At 58.6% G+C, this 22,076-nt stretch carries 19 protein-coding genes; 1 reads left to right on the forward strand and 18 read right to left on the reverse strand.

The window, feature by feature from the left end:
* Nucleotides 1-75: 75 nt before the first annotated feature.
* The 10 genes from phnP to phnF are packed head-to-tail and all read right to left on the reverse strand — an operon-like array spanning nucleotide 76 to nucleotide 7,615.
* Nucleotides 76-828 carry a phosphonate metabolism protein PhnP gene (gene phnP, locus ABU178_RS12055; RefSeq protein ID WP_397215092.1) on the reverse strand — a complete coding sequence of 251 codons (753 nt, stop codon included), beginning with the start codon at nucleotides 826-828 and terminating at the stop codon, nucleotides 76-78.
* The gene (phnN, locus tag ABU178_RS12060) at nucleotides 825-1,361 is read right to left on the reverse strand and encodes a ribose 1,5-bisphosphokinase (RefSeq protein WP_397215094.1); all 537 of its coding nucleotides are present in this window, start codon (nucleotides 1,359-1,361) and stop codon (nucleotides 825-827) included. Before phnN ends, phnP begins: the two co-directional genes overlap by 4 nt.
* Nucleotides 1,361-2,497, reverse strand: a complete 1,137-nt coding sequence (phnM, locus tag ABU178_RS12065) for an alpha-D-ribose 1-methylphosphonate 5-triphosphate diphosphatase (protein WP_397215096.1) — start codon at nucleotides 2,495-2,497, stop codon at nucleotides 1,361-1,363. The genes phnN and phnM overlap by 1 nt, the downstream gene beginning before the upstream one ends.
* Complete coding sequence (gene phnL, locus ABU178_RS12070) at nucleotides 2,494-3,198, reverse strand: phosphonate C-P lyase system protein PhnL (RefSeq protein WP_397215098.1); 705 nt, start codon at nucleotides 3,196-3,198, stop codon at nucleotides 2,494-2,496. The genes phnM and phnL overlap by 4 nt, the downstream gene beginning before the upstream one ends.
* A 14-nt stretch (nucleotides 3,199-3,212) precedes the next feature.
* Nucleotides 3,213-3,974, reverse strand: a complete 762-nt coding sequence (gene phnK, locus ABU178_RS12075) for a phosphonate C-P lyase system protein PhnK (RefSeq protein ID WP_397215100.1) — start codon at nucleotides 3,972-3,974, stop codon at nucleotides 3,213-3,215.
* Entirely contained in the window at nucleotides 3,964-4,812 is an 849-nt protein-coding gene (locus tag ABU178_RS12080; RefSeq protein WP_397215102.1) for an alpha-D-ribose 1-methylphosphonate 5-phosphate C-P-lyase PhnJ, read from the reverse strand. The genes phnK and ABU178_RS12080 overlap by 11 nt, the downstream gene beginning before the upstream one ends.
* Complete coding sequence (locus ABU178_RS12085; protein WP_397215104.1) at nucleotides 4,805-5,881, reverse strand: carbon-phosphorus lyase complex subunit PhnI; 1,077 nt, start codon at nucleotides 5,879-5,881, stop codon at nucleotides 4,805-4,807. Before ABU178_RS12085 ends, ABU178_RS12080 begins: the two co-directional genes overlap by 8 nt.
* Complete coding sequence (phnH, locus tag ABU178_RS12090; protein ID WP_397215105.1) at nucleotides 5,881-6,456, reverse strand: phosphonate C-P lyase system protein PhnH; 576 nt, start codon at nucleotides 6,454-6,456, stop codon at nucleotides 5,881-5,883. Before phnH ends, ABU178_RS12085 begins: the two co-directional genes overlap by 1 nt.
* Nucleotides 6,456-6,902: a phosphonate C-P lyase system protein PhnG gene (gene phnG / locus ABU178_RS12095; RefSeq protein ID WP_397215107.1), complete on the reverse strand. Its 447-nt coding sequence runs from the start codon at nucleotides 6,900-6,902 to the stop codon at nucleotides 6,456-6,458. The genes phnH and phnG overlap by 1 nt, the downstream gene beginning before the upstream one ends.
* On the reverse strand, nucleotides 6,902-7,615 hold the full coding sequence (gene phnF / locus ABU178_RS12100) for a phosphonate metabolism transcriptional regulator PhnF (RefSeq protein ID WP_397215108.1): 714 nt from the start codon (nucleotides 7,613-7,615) through the stop codon (nucleotides 6,902-6,904). The genes phnG and phnF overlap by 1 nt, the downstream gene beginning before the upstream one ends.
* A 317-nt stretch (nucleotides 7,616-7,932) precedes the next feature.
* Between phnF and ABU178_RS12105 the strand changes: the two genes are divergently transcribed.
* Nucleotides 7,933-10,113 carry a putative bifunctional diguanylate cyclase/phosphodiesterase gene (locus tag ABU178_RS12105; RefSeq protein WP_397215110.1) on the forward strand — a complete coding sequence of 727 codons (2,181 nt, stop codon included), beginning with the start codon at nucleotides 7,933-7,935 and terminating at the stop codon, nucleotides 10,111-10,113.
* On the opposite strand, the gene ABU178_RS12110 is transcribed toward ABU178_RS12105, so the two are convergent.
* The 8 genes from ABU178_RS12110 to ABU178_RS12145 form a co-directional block, all read right to left on the reverse strand.
* On the reverse strand, nucleotides 10,055-10,978 hold the full coding sequence (locus ABU178_RS12110; RefSeq protein WP_397215111.1) for a MarR family winged helix-turn-helix transcriptional regulator: 924 nt from the start codon (nucleotides 10,976-10,978) through the stop codon (nucleotides 10,055-10,057). The two genes, ABU178_RS12105 and ABU178_RS12110, sit on opposite strands and share 59 nt — an antisense overlap.
* 56 nt (nucleotides 10,979-11,034) lie before the next feature.
* Nucleotides 11,035-13,134 carry a N,N-dimethylformamidase beta subunit family domain-containing protein gene (locus ABU178_RS12115; protein WP_397215113.1) on the reverse strand — a complete coding sequence of 700 codons (2,100 nt, stop codon included), beginning with the start codon at nucleotides 13,132-13,134 and terminating at the stop codon, nucleotides 11,035-11,037.
* A gap of 11 nt (nucleotides 13,135-13,145) precedes the next feature.
* Nucleotides 13,146-14,162: an ABC transporter permease gene (locus ABU178_RS12120; protein WP_397215115.1), complete on the reverse strand. Its 1,017-nt coding sequence runs from the start codon at nucleotides 14,160-14,162 to the stop codon at nucleotides 13,146-13,148.
* 37 nt (nucleotides 14,163-14,199) lie between these two features.
* Nucleotides 14,200-15,693 (reverse strand): sugar ABC transporter ATP-binding protein, encoded by a 1,494-nt coding sequence (locus tag ABU178_RS12125; protein ID WP_397215117.1) that lies wholly within the window; start codon nucleotides 15,691-15,693, stop codon nucleotides 14,200-14,202.
* A 2-nt stretch (nucleotides 15,694-15,695) separates the two neighbouring features.
* Nucleotides 15,696-16,679, reverse strand: coding sequence for a sugar ABC transporter substrate-binding protein (locus tag ABU178_RS12130; RefSeq protein ID WP_397215119.1), 984 nt, complete (start codon nucleotides 16,677-16,679; stop codon nucleotides 15,696-15,698).
* 606 nt (nucleotides 16,680-17,285) lie between these two features.
* The gene (locus ABU178_RS12135; protein WP_397215121.1) at nucleotides 17,286-18,128 is read right to left on the reverse strand and encodes an oxidoreductase; all 843 of its coding nucleotides are present in this window, start codon (nucleotides 18,126-18,128) and stop codon (nucleotides 17,286-17,288) included.
* Between the two features lie 120 nt (nucleotides 18,129-18,248).
* Nucleotides 18,249-20,033 (reverse strand): thiamine pyrophosphate-requiring protein, encoded by a 1,785-nt coding sequence (locus ABU178_RS12140; RefSeq protein ID WP_397215123.1) that lies wholly within the window; start codon nucleotides 20,031-20,033, stop codon nucleotides 18,249-18,251.
* A 57-nt stretch (nucleotides 20,034-20,090) separates the two neighbouring features.
* Entirely contained in the window at nucleotides 20,091-22,076 is a 1,986-nt protein-coding gene (locus ABU178_RS12145) for a hydantoinase B/oxoprolinase family protein (protein WP_397215125.1), read from the reverse strand.

The following is a 22,076-nucleotide window of genomic DNA, read 5'->3' on the forward strand; positions in this document are numbered from 1 at the left end:
TAATTTGCACGCTTATTAGGGCGACGGAGGATGAAGCGTGAATGACAGGAAAATGACCAAACCGTGACAGCGCCATCAGGCCGAAAGAGAAATCTGCTGGCCGTCACGCGCCGCCTGCACCTGTTCCGGCAACGGATTGGTCATCAGCCAGTGATCCATTTCGTGACTGAGGTGAGTGAGCCAGCTCTGGCGCGGCGCGAGCGCGCGCACGATCGCCAGCGCGCGGGAGACATCGTTATGGTTGCGCACTTCGGCGCGCGGGGGGTCATTGCAGTCGACCACCAGATGATCGAGCCGCATGCCGCGCAGAAAATCTTCGGTATCGGGCGGCAGTCCGATAGTGTCGCACAGCCAGGCGAGCCGCGCGCCGTGCCAGTCGAACAGGTAGCCGTGCGTCAGCTTTGAGTGCTGTAACGGCAGCGGCGTGACCTGGAGATCGCCAAAGGCGTGGGCCACGTAGGGGATTAAAGGCGGACGGAAATCGAGCAGGCCGGGATGCTTCAGCAAATCGTCGCATCCCTTCTCGTCGGGTGGTCCCCAGACCGGAATGCGCACGCCGACGCCCCAGCGCAAGGGAAACAGCCCCTGCACATGATCCATGTGGTAATGGGTAAGCAGGATGCGCGACAGCTCGCCGGGACGAAAGCGTTGCTCCAGCAGCGGCTGCCCGGCATCCAGCAGAATCGTCTCGCGCTCCGTCTCAATCAGCGCGCTACAGGGAGTGCGGCGACAGCGGGGATCCCGCTGCGCGTGCAGGCAGGCCGGGCATTCACAGCCGAACAGCGGCGCGGCCTGCACGCCGCCGGTACCGAGAAAGGTGAGCTTCATGGGGTGGTCTCCAGCAGCCTGCGCAGCTGTTGCAGCGTCTCTGACAGCGCGCCGTCATTATTCAGCATTTCGCACTGCGCAGGCAGCGGCTGCGCCGCCCGCTTCATGCGCTGTTCAATCTCCGCCTCGCTTTCACGCCCGCGCCGCCGCAGCCGGGCTGCCAGCACCTCGGGGGAAACCTGCAGGCAGAGCGGCAGCAGCTGTTTACCGTAGCGCTCGCGCACCTGCGGCAGATGCAGCCGCGAGCCATTCACCAGCACGTTAAGGCCCCGCCCGAGCCAAAGCTCCATCTCCAGCCCCAGCCCGTAGCTGTACCCGTGCGCCTGCCAGCACAGGGCGAACAACCCCATCTCCCGGCGGCGGGCAAACTCCCGTTCGCTGAGCGCGATATGATTTTCGCCCCCTGCATCTGCCGCGCGGGTAATGTAGCGATGGGCGATCACCATGCCTTCCGGCGGATCTTCACGCAGCGCGTTGAGCAGGCTGTCCTTGCCCGATCCCGACGGCCCGGTGAGCCAGATCAGGCGCGCCATCAGTAAACCATCCTGCCCTGCGCCCAGACGTGACGGATATGCGGATGTCCATGTTCGGTATGGGCCAGCACCAGATCGGCGCGCAGCCCTTCCGCAATCACCCCGCGATCGTTCAGTCCCAGCGCCCGCGCCGGATTACGGCTCACCAGCGCGGCGGCCTGCGGCAGATCCAACGTGTTGCGCTCGTCCGCCACCAGGCGGAACACCGCGTCCAGCAGGCTGGCCGGGTAGTAGTCGGAGGAGAGAATATCGAGCAGGCCGCGCTCCGCCAGCTGCCAGGCGGCGACGTTGCCGGAGTGCGATGCGCCGCGCACGATGTTGGGCGCGCCCATCAGGATCTGCATCCCGCACGCGCGTGAGGCGGCTGCGGCCTCCAGCGTGGTCGGAAACTCGGCGATGGCGCTGCCGATAGCGTGCGACTCCTGCACGTGCGCCGACGTGGCGTCGTCATGGCTGGCGATGGCGATGCTGCGCGCCCGGCAGTGGGCGGCGATCGCCTCGCGGTTGGGCTGCGACCAGAGCGCGGCCAGCTCGACCTGCTCGCGCTCATATTCATCCATCTGCTGATCGTTAAGCTGATATTTGCCCTGAAAGTATTCGCGGTACTTCTCCAGCGAGGTGTACTGCCGCTGGCCTGGCGAGTGATCCATCAGCGAGACCAGCGAGAGTTCCGGCGTTTCCATCAGCGCCTCAAACAGCGGCAGCGTGATGTGGTACGGCAGCTCGCAGCGCAGATGCAGGCGATGCTCAACGCGGTTCAGTGCCTTGCGCTGGCTGTCACGAATGGCACCGATCATTTTATTCAGATTGTCGAGGCGATGGCCGCCGTCGCGCACGTCGCCTACCGCAATGGCGTCCAGCACCGTGGTAATGCCGCTGGCGACCATCAGCGCATCGTGGCTGCTCATCGCCGAATGGGCAGGCCAGTCCACTTTCGGGCGCGGCGTAAAGAATTTATCGAGATTGTCGGTATGCAGCTCCACCAGGCCCGGCAGCAGCCAGGCGTCCTCGCCGTCCAGCGCGCCGGGGAGCTGACTGCGGTTTTCGCTGAAGCTGGCTATTATGCCGTCGCGCATCTCCAGCGATCCCGCCACCACTTCGTTTTCCAGCACCAGCCTGACATTATTGACGATCATGCTTCAACTCCCGTCTGTAGCGGTTGCATTACGTGCAGGCGATCCGCCACACGTTCACGCACCGCTTCATCATGAAAAATGCCGACAATGGCGGCGCCACGGGCGCGCGCCTGCTCAATCAGCTCCACCACGGCGGCGCTGTTGGCGTTGTCGAGCGAGGCGGTCGGCTCATCCAGCAGCAGTACCGGGTAATCGGCGATAAAGCCGCGCGCGATATTGACGCGCTGCTGCTCGCCGCCGGAGAAGGTTGAAGGCGCCAGCGACCAGAGCCGTTCCGGCACATTAAGACGCGTGAGCAGATCTTTTGCCCGTCCTTCGCAAAAGGCGCGTTCTACGCCGCGCTCCAGTAACGGCTGCATCACAATCTCCAGCGTCGGCACGCGGGGGATCACGCGCAGAAACTGGCTGACCCAGCCAAGCGTGTCGCGCCGCATGGCGAGGATCTGGCGCGCCGGGGCGTTGACCATATCAACCCACTGTTCCTGATGGCGCAGCCAGATATGGCCGCTGTTGGCCTGATAGTTGCCGTAGAGCGCGCGCAGCAGTGTGGATTTGCCGCTGCCGGAGCGGCCATGCAGCACCACGCATTCGCCGCTGTTAACCTCCAGGCTGGCATCGTGCAGCACCGGCAGCGCCACGCCGCTCTGGTTATGCAGCACGAAGGTTTTGCTGAGATTCTCCACGCGCAGTTGTGTATTCATCATCGTTCCCGTCATTAATTGAGCACCGAAGAGACCAGCAGTTGGGTATAGGCGTGATGCGGGTCGTCCAGCACGCGGTCGGTTAATCCGCTCTCCACTACCCGCCCCTGCTTCATCACCAGCAGGCGATGCGCCAGCAGGCGGGCGACGCCGAGATCGTGGGTGACGATTACCACCGCCAGGTTCAGCTCGCGCACCAAAGTGCGCAGCAGATCGAGCAGGCGTGCCTGCACCGAGACGTCAAGTCCGCCGGTCGGCTCATCCATAAACACCAGCTTCGGTTGAGTGACGAGATTGCGGGCGATTTGCAGACGCTGCTGCATCCCGCCGGAAAAGGTGGTGGGCAGATCGTCAATGCGCCCGACGGGGATCTCCACTTCCTGTAGCCAGCGGCTCGCCTGCTGACGGATGTCACCATAGTGACGCTGTCCTACCGCCATCAGCCGCTCGCCGATATTGCCGCCTGCGGTAACCTGCGGGCGCAGGCCATCCAGCGCATGCTGATGCACCACGCCCCATTCGGTGCGCAGCAGGCGACGGCGGTCGCTTTCGCTCATGTCATAAAGATCGCGCTCGAGATAATGAATGCTGCCCTGCTGCGGCGCGAGGCGCGCAGAGATGCTGCGCAGCAGCGTGGTTTTGCCGGAGCCGGATTCGCCGACGATCCCCAGCACTTCGCCGGGATAGAGATCAAAACTGACCTCTTCAAAGCCTTTGCCCGGCGCATAAAGGTGCGTGAGGTTGTTCACCGCAAGCAGCGGCTGTTCACTGTGCATGTTTTTTTTCCTGCTGCTGGTGGCAAAAGTCGGTGTCGGAGCAGACAAACAGGCGCGTGCCCTGGTCGTCCATCACGATTTCGTCGAGATAGCTGTGGCGCGAACCGCACAGCGCGCAGGGTTCCTCCCACTGCTGAACGCTGAAGGGATGATCGTCAAAATCCAGACTTTCCACTTTGCAATAAGGCGGCAGCGCGTAGATGCGCTTCTCGCGTCCCGCACCGAACAGTTGCAGCGCGGGCATCATGTGCATTTTCGGGTTGTCGAATTTCGGGATTGGCGAAGGGTCCATCACGTAGCGATCGTTGACTTTCACCGGGTAGGCGTAGGTGGTGGCGATATGGCCGTAGCGGGCGATATCTTCATACAGCTTCACCTGCATGATGCCGTACTCCTCCAGCGCGTGCATTTTGCGCGTTTCGGTTTCGCGCGGCTCGATAAAGCGCAGCGGCTCCGGAATCGGCACCTGAAAGATCAGGATCTGATCCTCCTGCAACGGCGTCTCCGGGATGCGGTGACGCGTCTGGATCAGGGTGGCGTCAACCGTGCGCTCGGTGGTTGCCGCGCCGCTGACGCGCTGAAAGAAGCGGCGGATAGAGACGGCGTTGGTGGTGTCGTCCGCCCCCTGGTCAATCACCTTCAGCACATCCTCTTCGCCAATCACACTGGCGGTGAGCTGAATGCCGCCGGTGCCCCAGCCGTAGGGCATCGGCATTTCGCGCCCGGCGAACGGCACCTGATAGCCGGGGATCGCCACCGCTTTCAGAATGGCGCGACGAAGGGTGCGTTTGCTCTGCTCGTCGAGATAGCCGCTGTTATAGCCGCTCAGCTCACTCATGATTTTGCTCCTGATAATCCTGGCGCAGCCGCTTCAGCAGCTCCAGCTCGGCCTGAAAATCGACATAGTGCGGCAGCTTTAGATGAGAGACGAAGCCGGCGGCCTCGACGTTATCGGCGTGCGACAGAACGAACTCTTCATCCTGCGCCGGGCTGGTGATGCGCTCGTCGTGCTCGCGGGTTTGCAGCGCGCGATCCACCAGCGCCATCGCCATGGCTTTGCGTTCGGCGCGGCCAAACACCAGACCGTAGCCGCGGGTAAAGTGCGGCGCGCTGTCGCCCTGGTCGGTAAAGCCGTTGACCATTTCGCACTCCGTCAGCAGCAGCTCCCCGATCTCAAGGGGAAAGCCCAGCTCTTCCGGACAAATCGTCACGCTGAGGTAGCCGGTGCGGATCTCGCCGGCAAAAGGATGAGTGCGGCCATAGCCGCGCTGCGTGGAGTAGCCCAGCGCCAGCAGATAACCTTCGTCGCCGCGCGCCAGCTGCTGTAGCCGCGCCGCGCGTGAGGCGGGATAGCCCATCGGCTCACGCGTGATGTCGCACGGCTCGCTGCCGTCATCCTCTTCCCGCGCCGCCAGCCCCTCATCGCTCATCATGGCGAACATGTGCGGGCAGCTTTCCGGCAGCAGCTGTTGGTCACGCGGCGGCGGCGGCGTTTCGCCATTCGCCAGCAGGGTGAAATCGAGCAGACGGTGGCTGTAATCATAGGTCGGACCCAGCACCTGGCCGCCCGGCAGATCTTTATAAACAGCGGAGATGCGGCGTTCGATGCGCATTGTCTGCGTGCTCAGCGGCTCGCTCTCCGCCAGGCGCGGCAGCGTGGTGCGGTAGGCGCGCAGCAGAAAAATCGCCTCCACCAGATCGCCGCTCGCCTGCTTAATGGCGAGCGCTGCCAGTTCGGTGTCGTAAATGCCGCCTTCGGTCATGACGCGATCCACCGCCAGCCCGAGCTGTTGCGCGATTTGATCGCATCCAAGCTCCGCGACCTCACGGTCGCCGCGACGCAGATCGGCCTGTAGCTGATGGGCGTTGGCGATCGCCTTTTCGCCCCCTTTCACCGCCACGTACATCAGCACACCTCCACTTGGGTGCTGCGCGGCAGCGCCATCATCGCTTCGCCACAGGTAAAGATAAAATCCACCCCCTGCGGAAAAGGATGCGGACGCTCGCGCAGGTAGTGCAGCACGCGCGGCGGCAGCTGCGGCGCAATGGCGCGCGGCTCGCGCAGGCCCGGCCCCGACAGGCGTAGCGTCAGTCCGCCGTTCAGCGCGGGCACTTCAATAATCAGCGTGGTGCTTTTTTCCGGCGCAAGATTGTCGCCAGCGGCGAACAGCAGCGGATCGGGGTTAGCCGTGCCCTGCGTCAGCGCGAAGGGCGCGTCGCGGGTGTCTGAAACCGGCGCGCCGGTATGGAAACGCAGGTTGGCGCGCAGCGTCTCGTTATCTGAGGCGGCGTCAATCCACAGCGGACTTTCCTGATCCACCAGCGTCAGCAGCACGGCGGTGGCGGCGGGCGACAGTGAACCCCAGCCCTGCTGCAACGGCAGCGAAACCATTACGCCCGGCTCGCTCATCGCTTTGAGTATGCGACGAAAGGCGCGCTGCGCATCGGCTACCGGATGGTTAAAACTTGCCAGTAAAGTCATCAGTTATCTCCGCGAACCAGGGTAAAGAAATCCACTTTGCTGCTGGCGATCTCTCGTGCGCGCAGCTGGCGCTGCTCTTCACGTAGCGCCGCCAGCGGCGCAATTATTTTTTCCTGCATCAGCAACCGGGTTTCCGGCTGTTGCAGCAGCGCGTCGATCAGGGCGCAGCGTTCGGCGTGCGGCTTGTCACGGCCAATCACATAGCTGTAGCCCATGGTGCCATCCTCCAGCACCACCACCGCGCGCGTCACGGTGGCATCTCCCAGCACGAAGCGTTTGCCGGTGCCGCCCATCCGCCCCTGCAGGCGCGTCAGGCCGATCTCCGCCGGACGCAGCAGGCGAAATGTCGGGTTAAGATTCAGCGCCTGCCAGTGGGCGTTGAGCGCGCTGGCATCGCTGTGGGCGAGGACCGAAAGCCAGTGCTGGCGTGCGGTTTGCTTTTCCATTAATGCTCCAGGGTCAGTTCAATCATGTCGCCGCGTGTCAGGCTGAGGGAGTATTCCGCCAGCTCGCCGTGGGCGGTTTTGTTCAGGGTGCGCACGCAGAGCAGCGGCGACTGAAGTGCGATCTCCAGCTGCTTGCACTCTTTCGCCTGCGCCCGTCGGGTGCTGATGCGCGTCTGGGCGCGCTGTAGCTGAATGCCGGTCCGCTGGTGTAAAAACGTATGCAGCGACCCGCTGTGAAACTGTTGCAGCGCCGGCCACCAGGCCAGTTCCGGCAGATAGTGGTTAATCACGCTAACCGGCACGCCGTTCACCCGACGCAGAGTGCGCAGATGGATCACGTTGTCCCCGTCGCGGCAGCCGAGCGCCGTTGCCACTTCTTCGCCCGCCGGGCGCAGCACCGCCAGCAGACGTTCGCTGGTGGGATGGCTGCCCTGCTCCAGCAGGTTTTGGCTGAAACGCGCCTGGGCGTGCAACGGATAGTCATAAGGGCGCATCAGCACCAGAATGCCGACGCCATGGCGGCGTTGCAGCAGCCCTTTGTTGACCAGCTCATCCACCGCGCGGCGCAACGTATGGCGATTAACCGCATACTGCGTCGCCAGCTGTTGTTCAGAAGGGAGATAGTCGCCACAGCGATAGCCTTCGCGCAGCGCCTGTTCCAGCCGGGCGGCAACCGCCTGGTAGACAGTGGTCGGATGTCTGGATAACTCCATCACAGGGAAGACCTCACACAGAGAAGGTTGCGGAAACGCAGCGAAAGCAGAGGCTGCGGGATGGCGTTACCTTGACGCAGCCAGATGACAAAACAGTTACGCCTTAATGACGTAGCGATGAATTTGCTTTATGGCAGCACAATGGCGTAGCGGAACCCGTCAATCAGATAAAAAATATTAAACTTTCCGTTATGCGAAGCGGCGCATTATTTTTTTATGCGTTTCAGTGATCTTGCCCGCATCCCTTGTCGTTCCAGACCCCGTATTTTCTGCTAATTTAGATAATGTGAATTCCTTGTTACGTGAACTCTAAATAAATGATTAACAGCAGCAAACTGTCTGAAGGTTTCCGACGCAATTTTGTGCGTGAAGTACTCCTGCCGCTTACGGCGATTTTGATTCTGACTTTTGCTGGCGCAAGTGTGGGTCTGTTCTGGGGCACCTCGCTGACTAACGACGAGGCGAAGTCGCAGCAGCAGCGCATGATAGAAGCCTCCTTTTCCCAGAGTCTGGCGGAACATTTGCGCCAGCTGCGCAGCCTGACGCGCTGGGGACCGCTGGAAGCGCAGCTCGGCCAGCAGCAGATGAATCTGGCCTGGCTGGATGAGAATGTTGGCAGCTGGCTCTATGAGATGTTCGGTCATCAGCTGATTGTGTTGCTGGACCAGAACAACCAGATCGTACAGGTGTGGCGCAACGGCCTCTCTGTTCCCGATAAGCGTATTGGTCCGGGCGTGCGGCAGATGCTCGACCAGCAGGTGGCGCAGTTCAGCGAACGCCTCGACCACCGCGATATGGCCGATTTTGTTCGCGTCGGTCAGCGGGTGGCGGCGATGGCGATGGGCGAGATTGCGCGCTATGAGCAGCAGCCTGCCCGTTATCGCCTGATCAGTCTGAAGTTTCTTGATGATGGCTATCTGCGTGGGCTGGCGGAACGCAGCCAGCTGCAAAATCTGCATTTTACCGACGGCAAGCCGCTCGCCGATGACAACGCGCGCTATCTGCTGTTGTCGCAGCAGGGCGAGCAGGTTGGCTATATCAGCTGGACGCCGTCACGGCCTGGCGCGCAGATGCTGCGCACCCTCGGTCCGTCAACCGCTTTCGCCGTGCTGATGGTAACCCTGCTGTGCATCTTTATGGTCCGACGGCTCTGGACCTCCTCGGTCACGCTGTCGCAGTCGATCCTGAAACTGGGTGCCAGCGAAGCGCAGGCGCAGCATCTCGCCTTTCATGATGTGCTGACCGGGCTACCGAATCGGGCGCTGGTGGAAGATCGTCTCACTCAGGCGCTGGCGCTGGCGACCCGTAACGAACAGCGCGTGGCGCTGCTGCTTATCGATCTCGATCGCTTCAAGACCATCAACGATACCTATGGGCATCACGCCGGGGACGATTTGATCATCGAGGTGGGACACCGGCTAACGTCGCTGGTGCGCACCAGCGATACCGTGGGCCGCATCGGGGGCGACGAGTTTGTTATCGTACTGCCAGAGGTGGAGAACATCGGTCAGGTGCAGGCGCTCGGCAAGCGGATTATCGAGACGCTGGGCCAGCCTTATATGCTGCTGGGCAGCGAGGCCTGGATTGGCGCCAGCATCGGGCTGGTACTGGCCCCGCGTGACGGTATGGATCGGCTGGAGCTGATGCGCAAAGCGGACATCGCCCTGTACGAGGCGAAAAACGGCGGGCGCGGCCAGTACCGTCAGTTTGAGCAGGTGATGGATGAATCGGTTCGCACCCGTCAAACCATTGCGGCGGATCTGCGCAGCGCGCTGCAACATCATGATGGCCTGGCGGTCTGGTATCAGCCGCTGATGGATATCAGCGGGCAACAGGTGGTCGGGCTGGAGGCGCTGCTGCGCTGGGAGCATCCCACGCGCGGCACCATTACGCCGGGTGAGTTTATTTCCATTGCCGAGGAGACCGGGCTGATTATTCCGCTCGGCGAGTGGGTGCTGCGCGAAGCCTGTGCGGTGTCGCAGCGTTTTCCCGAACTGGTGGTGGCGGTCAACGTCTCGCCGGTGCAATTTCGCGCCAGCGGTTTTGTTCAGCGCATGATGGAGATTGTGCAGGAGGCGGGCAGCGATGCGCAGCGGCTGGAGCTGGAAATTACCGAAGGGGTGCTGATTGAGGATGAGCGGGAAGCGCGGGCGATTATCATTGCGCTGCGCGAAGCGGGCTTCCGCATCGCGCTGGATGATTTCGGCACCGGCTACTCCAGCCTTAACTACCTGAGCAATTTCCCGGTCGACAAGATTAAAATCGATCGTTCTTTTACCCAGTCGCTGGGGGTAGCGGAGAACTCCACTGCGATCGTGGAGTCGGTAGTCAGACTGGGACACGCAATGGGCCTGACGGTTACGGCGGAAGGGGTAGAAACCAGCAGCCAGATGTCAGCGCTGGCGGATGCGGGCTGCAATCAATTGCAGGGCTATCTGTTCAGTCAGGCGGTGCCGCTGGAGCAGATTGTGCCGATGGTGGAAGGCGGGATACCTTAGCGGTCAGGCGGTGAAACTCCGTCACAGCTAAAGGAGGAAGAGGCTGGGTTAATAACTTTTGCGCTTTCGTCGCCCGCTCCAGCATGGCGTCATGAACAGCCCAGCCAGTATCAGTCAGCGATAGCAGCGAACGTCTGGCATCCTGCGGATCACGGGGATCGCGCATCATATGCGTACGGACCAGCCGCATTACCATACGTACGGCGTTACTCTCTTCAACCGAGGCCATGGATGCCGCGCTGCGAATATCGATGTTAGGAAAAATCGCGACCACGTTCATCAGGGTGAAAAGGGAACTGCTGATGCTTTCATCAACCTGTTCCCGCCAGAGACGACGAAATTGTCGGCATGCCTGTCTCAGAAAGAACCAGGGATAGTGCCTGAGCGGTGAGACCGTGCCATCTGTGTTCGCCTCTTCAGGATGGGATTCTTTCTGCATCATCTCTTCTGCCAGAATGGCCCAGCTCTGGATTAATGCAGCCTGTTCCGCGAGGTTCAGTGGCGCCATAAGTTGCTGATCTACTGCTTCAACCTGTGGTGCCATTTCCGTCAATATCTCCAGACCCGGCGGTTCAAGGGTCAGTACCGAACGGCGAAAATCCTTTGGATCGTTCTGGCGACTGACTAAATCCTGCTCCGTCATTTTTTTCAGAATCGGGCCGATAGTTGCCCTGTCGATCCCTACCCTGTCTGCCAGATTGTAATGTCCGATCCCGGGGTGATGAAAAATTCCACTGAGAACCAGAAACTGCGGCTGAGTAAAACCGTTTTCAATCGTATTACGCCAGAGCGCAGTACTCATTTGTTCCGCAGCGGTAAGTGCAAATCCCGGCGTGGTAAGAATCGAAGGCAGAATATGACCCATGGCTTATGTCTGAGGCGGCGATAAGGCCGCCATGTTCTCCGGATACAATGTCAGTTTTACTTTCTGGCGTTGAAGTTATTGATAATATTGCCAAGCAGGCGCGCCACGTTATTCTCACCATTATTGACCGGCAACGCCCCGGTGAAAATGATTGAACCTACGGAAAAGACCGCGCCGCCACTCTCATGCTCAACCAATACCATGTCAGATCGCACTTCGCGATTATAATTCGCATTCAGCGTGTTAGATACCGTTGTGACATCTTCTGGTACGGGAACATACCATTCGCTATGCGGCTCAGAAGAAGCCAAAATGATGGTGTTTTCTGGCGTACCGTAGCGGTAATCAACCCGGTCTATTTCATCACCGCTTGTGCCATTCATGATCAGGCCAAAATCACCGATAACCTCATCACAGATGCCGTCAAAAACCCAGGCAGCATCAGGTTGATAAGAGCGTTCCGTGCGTCGATAACCGGGAGCCTTATTGTCCCATCCATGTCCGGCCATTCCGACCCCAAACAGACCATGCGCACTTCTGCCACGACTGCGCCAGATGCCACCCAACTCTCCCGTACTGGCGTGATAGCGCTCCCCCGGCTCGGCATCCCAGTGCCGCAACCCTTCAGATTTACGCACTTCAAGCACATGAGGCAGATCGTTGAAAGGCGTGGTTACCCAGTAAAAACCATCCCCGCCGAGATACAGCAATCCGCCGCCATGGCTAACATGCTCTTCATAAGCGTTTAGCATTTCACCGCTGTAATACTCCGGATGGCTGCCAGTAATAATGGTTTGATAGGGATTTAGTACCGTCTGATGTTCCTGATGCAGATCATGCTCGGTGATAACATCAAAATGAAAACCCATCTGGTGTAAAAACCAAACCATGTAGAGATCGGCCGGAAAGCGACGAGGCGCGTGGAATCCCCAGAAACGGTAGTCGGGCCGCATATTAGGAATGGGGCGTAGTGAGCTGGAGCAGGCCACGCCAGAACCATCGTTGTGCAAATCGTAATGGCTTTTGCCCCACTCCTGATGAAGGGCAACTAAATCTTCCCAGTTGCCCGTTTGAACAGGGATTTCACTTCCTTGTTCAAAATCGCCTTCCGTCAGATGCTCATTGGCATAGGCAACATAGGTGTAAGTCCCGAGCACCAATGCTATTTTGGCATGTTTGGCTCCGCTGGCCGGGCGCACCGTCAGTGGAACATAATCCGGACGTTCTCCCTCGGCCCGCAGCCGCACACCATATACCCCGCTCGCTAACTCAGCAGGGATGGTGATACGGGCACTGACAGGCCAACAGGCATCGGATAAATCGTCTTCGTGAAAATGAATGGCATCATACTGTTCAGGTGCCTGCTTCCAGTCATGGATCTGGTTATTCCATGCAGGACCGGTCATTGCGCGTCCTGGGGTATTAATCAAAGATAAAGGCATATGGTTGTGTCTGTCGATCACCTGCTGGGTATGCATCTCTTCTTCAAAGGCCCAGCGGGCGACTTCATTGCCATCAACGAAAAGCACCGGCCGGGCGATTTTACCGTTGTAGAGATGGCAGGGAAAACGACGCCCTCTGCGATAGTCAATTTGCGCTGCAGCCATAAGGACATGACTTTCCGGCTTCAGAATGCTGCCCTCGCCGGTAAAATGCTGTGCTTTTTTTCCGGCCTGACATACCCGGAGTTGAGAACCTGTGGCTGAGATATCTACAGTCACGTGATACCAGTGACGGTTCAACAGGGCAAAAGAGGTGACGGCAATAAGACGCTGTTCATGGTATATCGCCAGTTTCCCTTCCGGCGTCAGAGCGACAAAGAGTGCGCTGTCTGGCAGGCTAAAGATGGCCTGAATATGGTCCGAAACGGATAAGGTTGGCCACAGGGAAAAATCAATTGTCAGACGCTTGCCCAGAGCAATTTTATTCTGGCTGATAGCCCACGAGCCGATAGGCGTTTCTTGCTCCTGCGCAGAAATTGATTGCGTTGCGACCTGAGCGATCTCTTCATAAAGAAAACCAGGGCCTGCCGGGTTATTATCACCGTGAATAAGGCGGACAAGATCGATGGAAACGTCGGGACAAGTACTGCTTATCATGATATCGACCGTTTCGCCGGCCCGGCAGCTGAGCGCAGATAAGTAACCAATCAACATTTTCGTTTCCCTTATTTCGCTTTGTGAATGTAATAACGCACAGCTTCCAGTGCAGCAGCCATGACCAGCACGCCACCGGTAATAATGCCACTTAGCTCGGTGCCAATATCAAGTAAAATCAATCCATTGCGCAACGTACCTATCAGCCATACGCCGACTAATACTCGCCAGATGCTTCCTTTCCCGCCAGTAAAAGGCACGCCGCCCAACAATACCGCTGTCAGAATGATGACTTCAAAACCCTCTCCCAGGGTGCCGGAGGGTGCGCTATTCAGACGTGAGATTTGCAACAGACCTGCGATGCCAACGGCCAGCCCGGTAAGCGCATAAAGAGCGGTGATCACGAAGCGAACCGGTATGCCAATCAAAAATGCTGCGCGGGCGTTAACGCCGATAGCGATGATTTTTCGACCCACCGGGAAACAGGTAGTGGCAATCACCGCAGCCAAACACACCACTGCCGCGACAAGAACCAGGTTTGGCAGGTCAAGAGTCGTGTCTGATCCAAAGTCAGCAAAAGCATCCGGGAAACCGTAAATGGAGCCTTGTCCCAGATATTGTGCTAGCCCCCTGGCGGCAGCGAGTCCTCCCAATGTGACGACGATCGGTGAGAAAGAGAGCATACCTATCAGTACACCGTTGATAAGGCCCGCAAGCAGACCCACCGCAAGACCCACCAGGATGCCAGGAATCAGCCCCCATGCATTCAGCGCCAACCCGGCGCAAACCCCCACCAGGGCTAAAACGGAGCCTACCGAAAGATCAACATATCCGGCCATCATCAACATGGCAAACATGCTCGCTACGATAAAGGTCGGGGCATTTTGCGTGGCGATCGCCAGCAGGTTATCCACGGTGAAAAATACTGGCGTCTGAGTGGTGAACCAGACCATCAGCGCTATGGTTGCGACGGGCAGAATCCAGCGGGTGATCAGCAAACCAATATGCTTTACGCCCGGTGCGCGACTCTCTTGTTTTGCCTGCGCGTTAGCTGGCGCATTGCGTGAATTTTTAATCGATGTAGTCATAAATAACCGCCGTTATATAAAAAAGATCGTGCCGCAATTAGCCGTGCGCCAGTGCTAACAATTTTTCTTCGCCCACATCCGGAGTGACGATGTCCGCAATTTCTCCCTCCACCAAAATGATGACCCGATCGGCCAGCGCAATAATCTCTTCAGGATCGCTGGAGGCAAAAATCACAGCATGCTCCGGCTGTGCAGCGTATTCGCGTATCAGCTCGTATAAGTCGTGGCGCGCGCCGATATCTACTCCCTGCGTGGGCTCGTCCAGTAAGAGCAGATGGCTGCGATCAATCGTTGTCATCCATCGGCCTACCATTAGCTTTTGCGCGTTTCCGCCTGAGAAATTAGCGCCATCCCGCTCGGGATCGGCTGGTTTCAAACCAACTCGCGCTGCCAAATCAGTAAACAGGGCGCGCTCGCGTTTGAAATGACGCCAGGGCCGGGACAAGGTATTCAGATGTGGCAGCAGCAGGTTATCGCAGGCGCTCATACTGCCAAACAACGACTGGATTTTGCGATCGGATGCCACAAGCACCACGCCTTGTTCCCGAGCTTTTTTTGGCGAGACTGCGCGAATATCGATGCCTTTCAGCAGCAGCCGACCTGAAGTTGCATTAACACCGGCTAACCCTTCCAGTAGATGGGTACGCCCGGAGCCAAGCAGACCAAATATGCCAAGAATTTCTCCTTCTCGCAGCGTAAGGTTGACAGGGCCAGTCCAGGCGGTGCCGTAGTTCTCCAGTTCTATCAACGGCATATGATGGCTGATGTCGCGTTCCGTTTTGGTCATCCGGCTTTCCGGCGAAATGGCATGAACCAAATCATCCAGACTGAGCTCTTCAATCTGCCGGGTCCACAAGACGTTTCCGTCGCGTAATACCGTAACCCTATCAGCAACCTCCATCACCTCACGCAGCAGATGAGTAACATAGATAATGATCAATCCATGCTCCTGCGCGAGGCGACGTACCAGTTCTAACAGGGCGGTCACTTCATGCTCGCTTAATGCGGCAGTAGGCTCATCAAGGATCAGAACTGAAGGTTCCTTTAACAGCGCGCGAGCGATTTCTACCGTTTGCTGCTCTCCTACGCTCAGTTCCTCGACCGGTTTTCCCGCATCGACATCGACACCCAGCGATTCGAGAATTTCCCGACTACGTCGTTTCTGATCGCGCTTGCGCACCATGCCAAATGCGTTACATAATTCGTTTTCAAGGAAAATGTTGTCACTGACTGCCAGCGATCCGATCAGTTGGAAGTGCTGATAAATACTCGCCATTCCCGCCTCAAAAGCGGAGGCAGGAGTAAAATGTTGGTAAGTCTTGTCGCCAATCACCATCTCCCCGGAATCAGGCATTACTGCGCCGCTCAAGCAGCCCAGCAACGTCGATTTACCGGCGCCGTTGGGACCCAGCAGAGCATGCACTTCGCCTGCTTTAAATTCCAGATTGATACCTTTCAGCACCAATTGGGTGCCGAAAGATTTATGGAGCGAACGGATGCTGAGTTTTTGCGTGGCAAGCGCCATGGTCATTATCAATCCTTGTATTGTGCAAGCAGTGCATCGAGGCGGGCTGGATTTTGTAACGTACCGAGCTCAACAGGCGTTTCGTAGTTTTTACGCCCCTTATCTGTAATAGTGGCGATCGAATTATCAATAATTGATTGCGCTAAATCATCGAGCAGAATGGCAGCGGATGCGCGATATGCGCCACCCTGCTTCACTGCTTCCAGTCCCTCTACCGTCCCGTCCTGCCCGGCAACGTACAGATCGTTGGGGCTGATGCCGGCATTCTTAAAGGCACGCAGCGCGCCCAAAGCCGCATCATCATTAATACCAATAAAAACGCGCAGGTTGGGATGCTGTCTTAATGCGTCTTCTGCAATTTGAAGACCGCAGGCCTGAGTTGCGCAATCCTGTTGTGAAACGACCGGCAATCCTGCTGCTTTAAATTGTTTCAGCGGTTCGTCCCAGCGCCCGGCAAATCCTTTCAGGGGCGTCAGAGTGGTTACAGCAGCTGAAATATCACCGTTAGGATAATGCTGTTTGACCCACTTCAGTGCATCCTTTGCAACCAGATTGCCGCTTTGCGTGTTATCAAACCCCACAGAGCCATCTACACCGGGTGTAGCACCCGCATAAGTCAGCCATTTAATCCCTTTTTTTTGCGCCTGGCGTCGCAGACCATCCAACGCCGTAGCCTCTACCGGCAGAACGACAATGGCATCAACTTTACGGGTTACCCAGCTCTCCAGCGTGGCGCGCTGAGACTCCAGATTGCTCTGATGTGTGTTATCCAGCAGCACTTTCACGCAGCCATTCTTTTCTCCTGCCGCTTCAACTTTCTTTTTCAGTGCAATCGCGAATTGCGATTCACCGACCGGATGGCTAAAACCAATGGTGTACACTTTATTACAGCTTTGGTTATCTGCTGCCTGCGCCACCGGCTGGAATGCCAGCAGAAAAGTAATACCACCGGCAGCCGATAAGATTTTTTTAATGTTTTTACTGAATTTCACTGTGTTTCTCCCCTGCATTTGCTGACTGTTTTAAAATGCTTTTTATAAGAAATACCAAAAAAGTCACTCTCTCACTTAGCTTTTCAGCAGGCTAAACTAGAACGTATTACATGTAAATAGCGCAAAAATCAGACAGCCGGTTAACCGCTTTACGCGGTAAAACCTACCTTTTCCGTTTAAAAAGCAGTTTGATGTAGTTGGAAAATGCCAGAATACAGGGGGAGATGCTGATGATGACTTTACTGTTGATGTTTTACTCGATGAGCATTCATAGCAAACCATAGGAAAACACGATGACAAAATCTGCTCTGACTAAAAATACTAGCTGCAAATCTCAATGTATTTCTTTGAAATTAAAAGATAAATTTTTTCAGGCAATGCCCATACAATCAAGGGCAACTCACAAAAACGAGAGATTTCACACGCATTTCCTATCACGTGAGCGTGGTAAGGACGGCTCTGTGCTGCCCAATTCTATAAGCCAGCCTTGTCTGGCATCTGTTTTCGCTCTGCGGCACGATTGCGTGTTTAATCACTAATAAAAAAAAAGCCGCCAGGCTTGAGATCTTCGCAAAGACCAAATGCACTGGCGGCTTAACACTAATTTTACTCCGGGAAATCGGTCCCGACCGACATCGCTTTCCACGCCTCGATCTCTGCCAGGCGCTCTTTCAGCTTGTTCACCACCGCATCGTGACCCCAGGCACCCATCACCAGATGGCGCGGCGGATTGTCGCTCTCGGTGATCTCGATCATCGCTTTGGCCGCGCGAGCCGGATCGCCCTTCTGCGTGCCGCTGTATTCCGAGGTGGTTTTCATACGCGCGGCGGCGGTTTCGGCATATTCCGGCAGCGTGCTCGGCGTCTGATGCAGCGAACGACCCGCCCAGTCGGTGCGGAACGGACCCGGCTCGACGCAGGTCACCTTGATGCCCAGCGATGCAGTTTCCACGGCCAGCGAATCGGACCAGCCTTCCACCGCATGTTTACTGGCGGAGTAGTAGCCGGAGCTGGCGAAGCCGATAAAGCCCGCCACCGAGGTGATGTTGATGATATGTCCGCGGCGCGCTTTACGCATTGTCGGCAGCACGGCGCGCGTCAGAGCAAACAGACCAAACACGTTGGCGTCAAACTGCGCGCGAATATCCTGCTCCACTCCCTCTTCCACCGAGCTTTGATAGCCGTAACCGGCGTTATTCACCAGCACGTCAATGGTGCCGAACTTCTCCAGCGCCGCGCTGACCGCGCTGCCGATGCTGGTTTGATCGGTAACATCCAGCGCCACGGCCAGTGCATTATCATGACCGTTCACCAGATCGGCAACCTTGCCCGGATCGCGCGCCGTCACCACCACGTTGAATCCGCGCGCAATGGTTTGTTGCGCCAGTTCGCGGCCAAAGCCGGTTGAGCATCCTGAAATAAGCCAGACGGGGCTTTTCTCTGCAGCCATCGTTTTTCTCCCAACTGATAATGAGTGTGGCGAAACGCCATGAACCCGACCGCGAGCGCGATCGGGTGAAGTGCCGGTAAAGGGTAGCGGTTTGCCGATGACAAACTTACCCCTTTGTGCTCAGCTTTTTTTCTTGCTGAACAGCTGGCTGGCGGTATCGCCGATAATTTGCGCCGCGCCACGATCCCCTTTCGCCATTGAGGCCATAAAGGCTTTCGCCTGCTTAAAGGTGATATGCGGCGGCAGCGGCGCGACTTCCGGATCGGTTTTCACCTCCAGCACCACCGGCCGATCGGCGCTCAGCGCCTGCTGCCAGGCGGCGGCGAGATCGTCCGGCGAGTCGACGTAGATGCCGGTCAGACCCAGCGACTGGGCGAACTGCGAATAGCGTACGTCCGGCACATCCTGCGACGCCTCAAAGCGTGGGTTGCCTTCCATCACACGCTGCTCCCAGGTGACCTGATTCAGATCCTGGTTGTTGAACACGCAGACGATAAGGCGCGGGTCGGCCCACTGCTGCCAGTATTTCTGGATAGTGATCAGCTCCGCCATGTTATTCATCTGCATCGCGCCGTCGCCCACTAGCGCCACCACCGGCTTGTGCGGATGGGCAAACTTGGCGGCAATGGCATAAGGCACCGCCGCGCCCATACAGGCCAGCCCGCCGGAGAGCGAGGCGCGCTGTCCCTGCTTGACACGGTAATCGCGCGCAAACCAGTTGGCGCAGGAACCCGAGTCGGAAGTCACGATGGCATCTTCCGGCAGCAGCGGCGACATCTCCCATACCACGCGCTGCGGGTTGACCGGATTAGCGGGCGCCATGGCGCGCTCCTCCATCACCTTCCACCAGTCGCGCACCGAGACGGCAATCTCCTCCTGCCAACTGCGATCCTCTTTGTGTTCCAGCAGCGGCAGCAGCGCGCGCAGGGTTTCCGCCGCGTCGCCGTGCAGGTTGATCTCGGTGGGATAGCGCAGGCCGAGCATCGCCGGATCGATATCGATCTGCACCGCGCGCGCCTTGCCCTCTTCCGGCAGAAACTCCGTCCACGGGAAGCCGCTGCCGATCATCAGCAGGGTATCGCAGTTCTGCATCATGTCTGACGAGGGTTTAGTGCCCAGCAGACCGATAGATCCGGTGACGAAGGGCGCATCATCCGGCAGCACATCTTTGCCCAGCAGCGCTTTCGCCACCCCGGCGCCCAACACATTCGCCGCCTGCACCACTTCCACCGCCGCGTTACGCGCACCCGCGCCAATCAGAATCGCCACTTTTTTCCCGGCGTTGAGGATCTCGGCGGCGCGCTGCAAGTCCGCCTCGTAAGGCACAACTTTTGGCCGCTGATAGCCGGGGCCGGAATGAGTAAAGCCGTGAACGTGCTGCGGCGGCTGCCAGGGTTCATCCTGGATATCTTTCGGGATGATCAGCACCGCCACGCCGTTTTGCGCAATCGCCAGCCGCACGCCACGATCGATCAGATGACGTATCTGTGCCGGTGCCGCCGCTTCCTGAACGAAATTAGCGACATCGGAAAAGACACGATCGAGATTTAACTCCTGCTGATAGCTGGCGCCGCGGGCGGTGGCTTCCGCCTGACCCGCAATCGCCAACACCGGCGCATGGTCCATTTTGGCGTCGTAGAGACCGGTGAGCAGATGGGTCGCCCCTGGCCCGCCGGTAGAGAGACAGACACCCAGCTCGCCGGTAAATTTGGCGTGGCCCGCCGCCATAAAGGCCGCCATCTCCTCGTGCCGTACCTGAATAAATTCGATGCCGTCGCCCGCTTTATTGGCACGCTGAATCGCCCCCAGCACGCCGTTAATGCCGTCGCCCGGATAACCGTAAATGCGCGTCACGCCCCACTCTTTGAGGCGCTGTACGAAAAAGTCACTGGTTTTGCTGCTCATCGTCCACTCTCCCTTTTGGTTTCCATTGAAACTTTAAGGGTAGCTGACGATAAGCGGCTACGGGGTTAGCGACCATCCGGCAGCGGGATAGCGCTGGCGCAATTCGGTAAAAATTTGTGTCATCTGCGTCGTCAGCGGCAGCTCGCCGTGCTGATTCGTCTCCACGGCTTTAAATACCTGATGCTTGAGGAAATAGCGCCAGCTCACCGGCGCCTGCAACAGAAAGCAGGTCAGCAGCTGATAGCGCGCCCTGTCCCACTGCGCTTCGAACTGCGTGCGCGCCGCGCCGTGGTCGAAATGCGCCGCCGCCTGTTGCGGCATTGCGGCGCGCAGCCGTGCGGTTTCCGCCTCATCGACCCTGCCCTCGACAATCGCCACGCCATAGTCACTGCGCGCGGCGCTGAGGCTGACAAAACCGCAGCGCACATCCTGCAATACCGCCTGCGCCGCACGCTGCGACGGCAGGCCGTAACCGCCCGCGCCCGGCCCGCGCACCTGCACGATGTCGCCCGGCTGGCAGCGGATCACATCAGTATTGCCATGTTCCAGCTGCTGGCCGTCGCGCAGGGTAGTAAAGGTGGAGAGCGCACCTGCTTTGCCGCCCACCGCGCCGGCGGAGGCGAACACCGAGCGGTTGCGGTTGCGTGCGGTGATCAGGGTATCGGGCACAAAGAGTTCAAACGCCATTTCCGTCGCCAGCCCGCCGCGAAAGCGGCCCGCACCGGCGCTGTCCGGCACCAGGCCGTAGCGGTGAAAGCGGATCGGCACTTCCGCCTCGTTAATCTCAATCGGGGTGTTTTTCAGAAAGGCGGAGAGTCCGCCGGAGCCGTCCGGGCCATCGTGGTGCGGCGTGCCGCCCGCCCCGCCGCCTACCGGCCCCAGCGAGGCAACCACGCTGCGGTTCTGCTCATCCACGGTACGGATATTCATGATGGAATTGCCGCCAGGGGAGTTGGCGGGCAGACGATCCGGCATTGCCTGCGAAAAAACGCCGACGGTGGCGATTTGCGAAAGCGCACAGGTAAGTGAGCGCATACCAACCGCAGCGGGCGCTTCGCAGTTCATCACTGTGCCCGGCGGCAGAATGGCGCGCGTGGGGCGCAAGGTTCCGGCATTCAACAGCAGCGAACGGTCGAGGGTAGAGAGCACGTAGGTGACGCCCACCAGCGCCAGCGGATGACGCTCGCGCCCGCCGGTCGGCATATTCAGCGACGAGGCGAGCTGCGGGTCGCTGCCGGTGTAATCCAGCTCCAGCGTCTCGCCCGTGACGCGCAGGGTAATCGCCACGCGGCAGGGATAGCCCCCTTCGCCATCTTCATCGGCATAGTCGGCATAAAAATATTCGCCGTCGGGAATGGTGGCGATAATGCTGCGCGCCTGACGTTCGGCATAGTCGAGAATGCCTTCAATGCCCTGCAGAAAGTCCTCCACGCCGAAGCGGGCGATGATCTCATGGATTTTACGTTCGCCGACGTTAACCGAGGCGATCTGCGCCTTGAAGTCGCCCCAGTTCTGATCCGGCACGCGCACGTTGAGACGCATAATGCTCGCCACCTCTTCATTAAGAGTGCCGTTACGCACGATTTTCAGCGGCGGAATGCGAATCCCTTCCTGCACGATCTCCGTCAGCGATCGCGACAATGACGCCGGTACCGCGCCGCCCACGTCGGTGTTGTGAATGTGCCCCACCACAAAGCAGACAATCTCATCCTGATGAAACACCGGTTTCCAGATGTGGATATCGGGCGAGTGCGTCGCCACGTTACCGGCGTAGGAGTCATTGGTGATGCAGATATCACCTGGCTGATAGCTGTCGATCAGCGCCAGCACCGGGCCGTAATCAATGCCGCTGTACCAGGGCGCGCCGAAGCTGCGCGGCGAGGCGAAGGCCAGCCCGTCGCGGCTGACGATCTGACAGGAGAAATCCTCCGTCTCCTTAACAAATGTGGAGTGCGCGGTGCGCATCAGGGTAAAAGCCATGGCGTCGGCGGCTGCCGCGCAGTAGTTGGCCAGAATTTGCAGGTTACGTCCGTCGATCGCCAT

The sequence above is a fragment of the Pantoea osteomyelitidis genome, from assembly GCF_044342975.1.
GTDB lineage: Bacteria > Pseudomonadota > Gammaproteobacteria > Enterobacterales > Enterobacteriaceae > Pantoea > Pantoea osteomyelitidis.

What these genes read in the sequence shown, in the direction of transcription:
- phnP (WP_397215092.1), bottom strand. Translation starts at nt 828, where the DNA reads ATGAAGCTCACCTTTCTCGGTACCGGCGGCGTGCAGGCCGCGCCGCTG.
- phnN (WP_397215094.1), bottom strand. Translation starts at nt 1,361, where the DNA reads ATGGCGCGCCTGATCTGGCTCACCGGGCCGTCGGGATCGGGCAAGGAC.
- phnM (WP_397215096.1), bottom strand. Translation starts at nt 2,497, where the DNA reads ATGATCGTCAATAATGTCAGGCTGGTGCTGGAAAACGAAGTGGTGGCG.
- phnL (WP_397215098.1), bottom strand. Translation starts at nt 3,198, where the DNA reads ATGAATACACAACTGCGCGTGGAGAATCTCAGCAAAACCTTCGTGCTG.
- phnK (WP_397215100.1), bottom strand. Translation starts at nt 3,974, where the DNA reads ATGCACAGTGAACAGCCGCTGCTTGCGGTGAACAACCTCACGCACCTT.
- ABU178_RS12080 (WP_397215102.1), bottom strand. Translation starts at nt 4,812, where the DNA reads ATGAGTGAGCTGAGCGGCTATAACAGCGGCTATCTCGACGAGCAGAGC.
- ABU178_RS12085 (WP_397215104.1), bottom strand. Translation starts at nt 5,881, where the DNA reads ATGTACGTGGCGGTGAAAGGGGGCGAAAAGGCGATCGCCAACGCCCAT.
- phnH (WP_397215105.1), bottom strand. Translation starts at nt 6,456, where the DNA reads ATGACTTTACTGGCAAGTTTTAACCATCCGGTAGCCGATGCGCAGCGC.
- phnG (WP_397215107.1), bottom strand. Translation starts at nt 6,902, where the DNA reads ATGGAAAAGCAAACCGCACGCCAGCACTGGCTTTCGGTCCTCGCCCAC.
- phnF (WP_397215108.1), bottom strand. Translation starts at nt 7,615, where the DNA reads ATGGAGTTATCCAGACATCCGACCACTGTCTACCAGGCGGTTGCCGCC.
- ABU178_RS12105 (WP_397215110.1), top strand. Translation starts at nt 7,933, where the DNA reads ATGATTAACAGCAGCAAACTGTCTGAAGGTTTCCGACGCAATTTTGTG.
- ABU178_RS12110 (WP_397215111.1), bottom strand. Translation starts at nt 10,978, where the DNA reads ATGGGTCATATTCTGCCTTCGATTCTTACCACGCCGGGATTTGCACTT.
- ABU178_RS12115 (WP_397215113.1), bottom strand. Translation starts at nt 13,134, where the DNA reads ATGTTGATTGGTTACTTATCTGCGCTCAGCTGCCGGGCCGGCGAAACG.
- ABU178_RS12120 (WP_397215115.1), bottom strand. Translation starts at nt 14,162, where the DNA reads ATGACTACATCGATTAAAAATTCACGCAATGCGCCAGCTAACGCGCAG.
- ABU178_RS12125 (WP_397215117.1), bottom strand. Translation starts at nt 15,693, where the DNA reads ATGACCATGGCGCTTGCCACGCAAAAACTCAGCATCCGTTCGCTCCAT.
- ABU178_RS12135 (WP_397215121.1), bottom strand. Translation starts at nt 18,128, where the DNA reads ATGGCTGCAGAGAAAAGCCCCGTCTGGCTTATTTCAGGATGCTCAACC.
- ABU178_RS12140 (WP_397215123.1), bottom strand. Translation starts at nt 20,033, where the DNA reads ATGAGCAGCAAAACCAGTGACTTTTTCGTACAGCGCCTCAAAGAGTGG.
- ABU178_RS12145 (WP_397215125.1), bottom strand. Translation starts at nt 22,076, where the DNA reads ATGGCGATCGACGGACGTAACCTGCAAATTCTGGCCAACTACTGCGCG.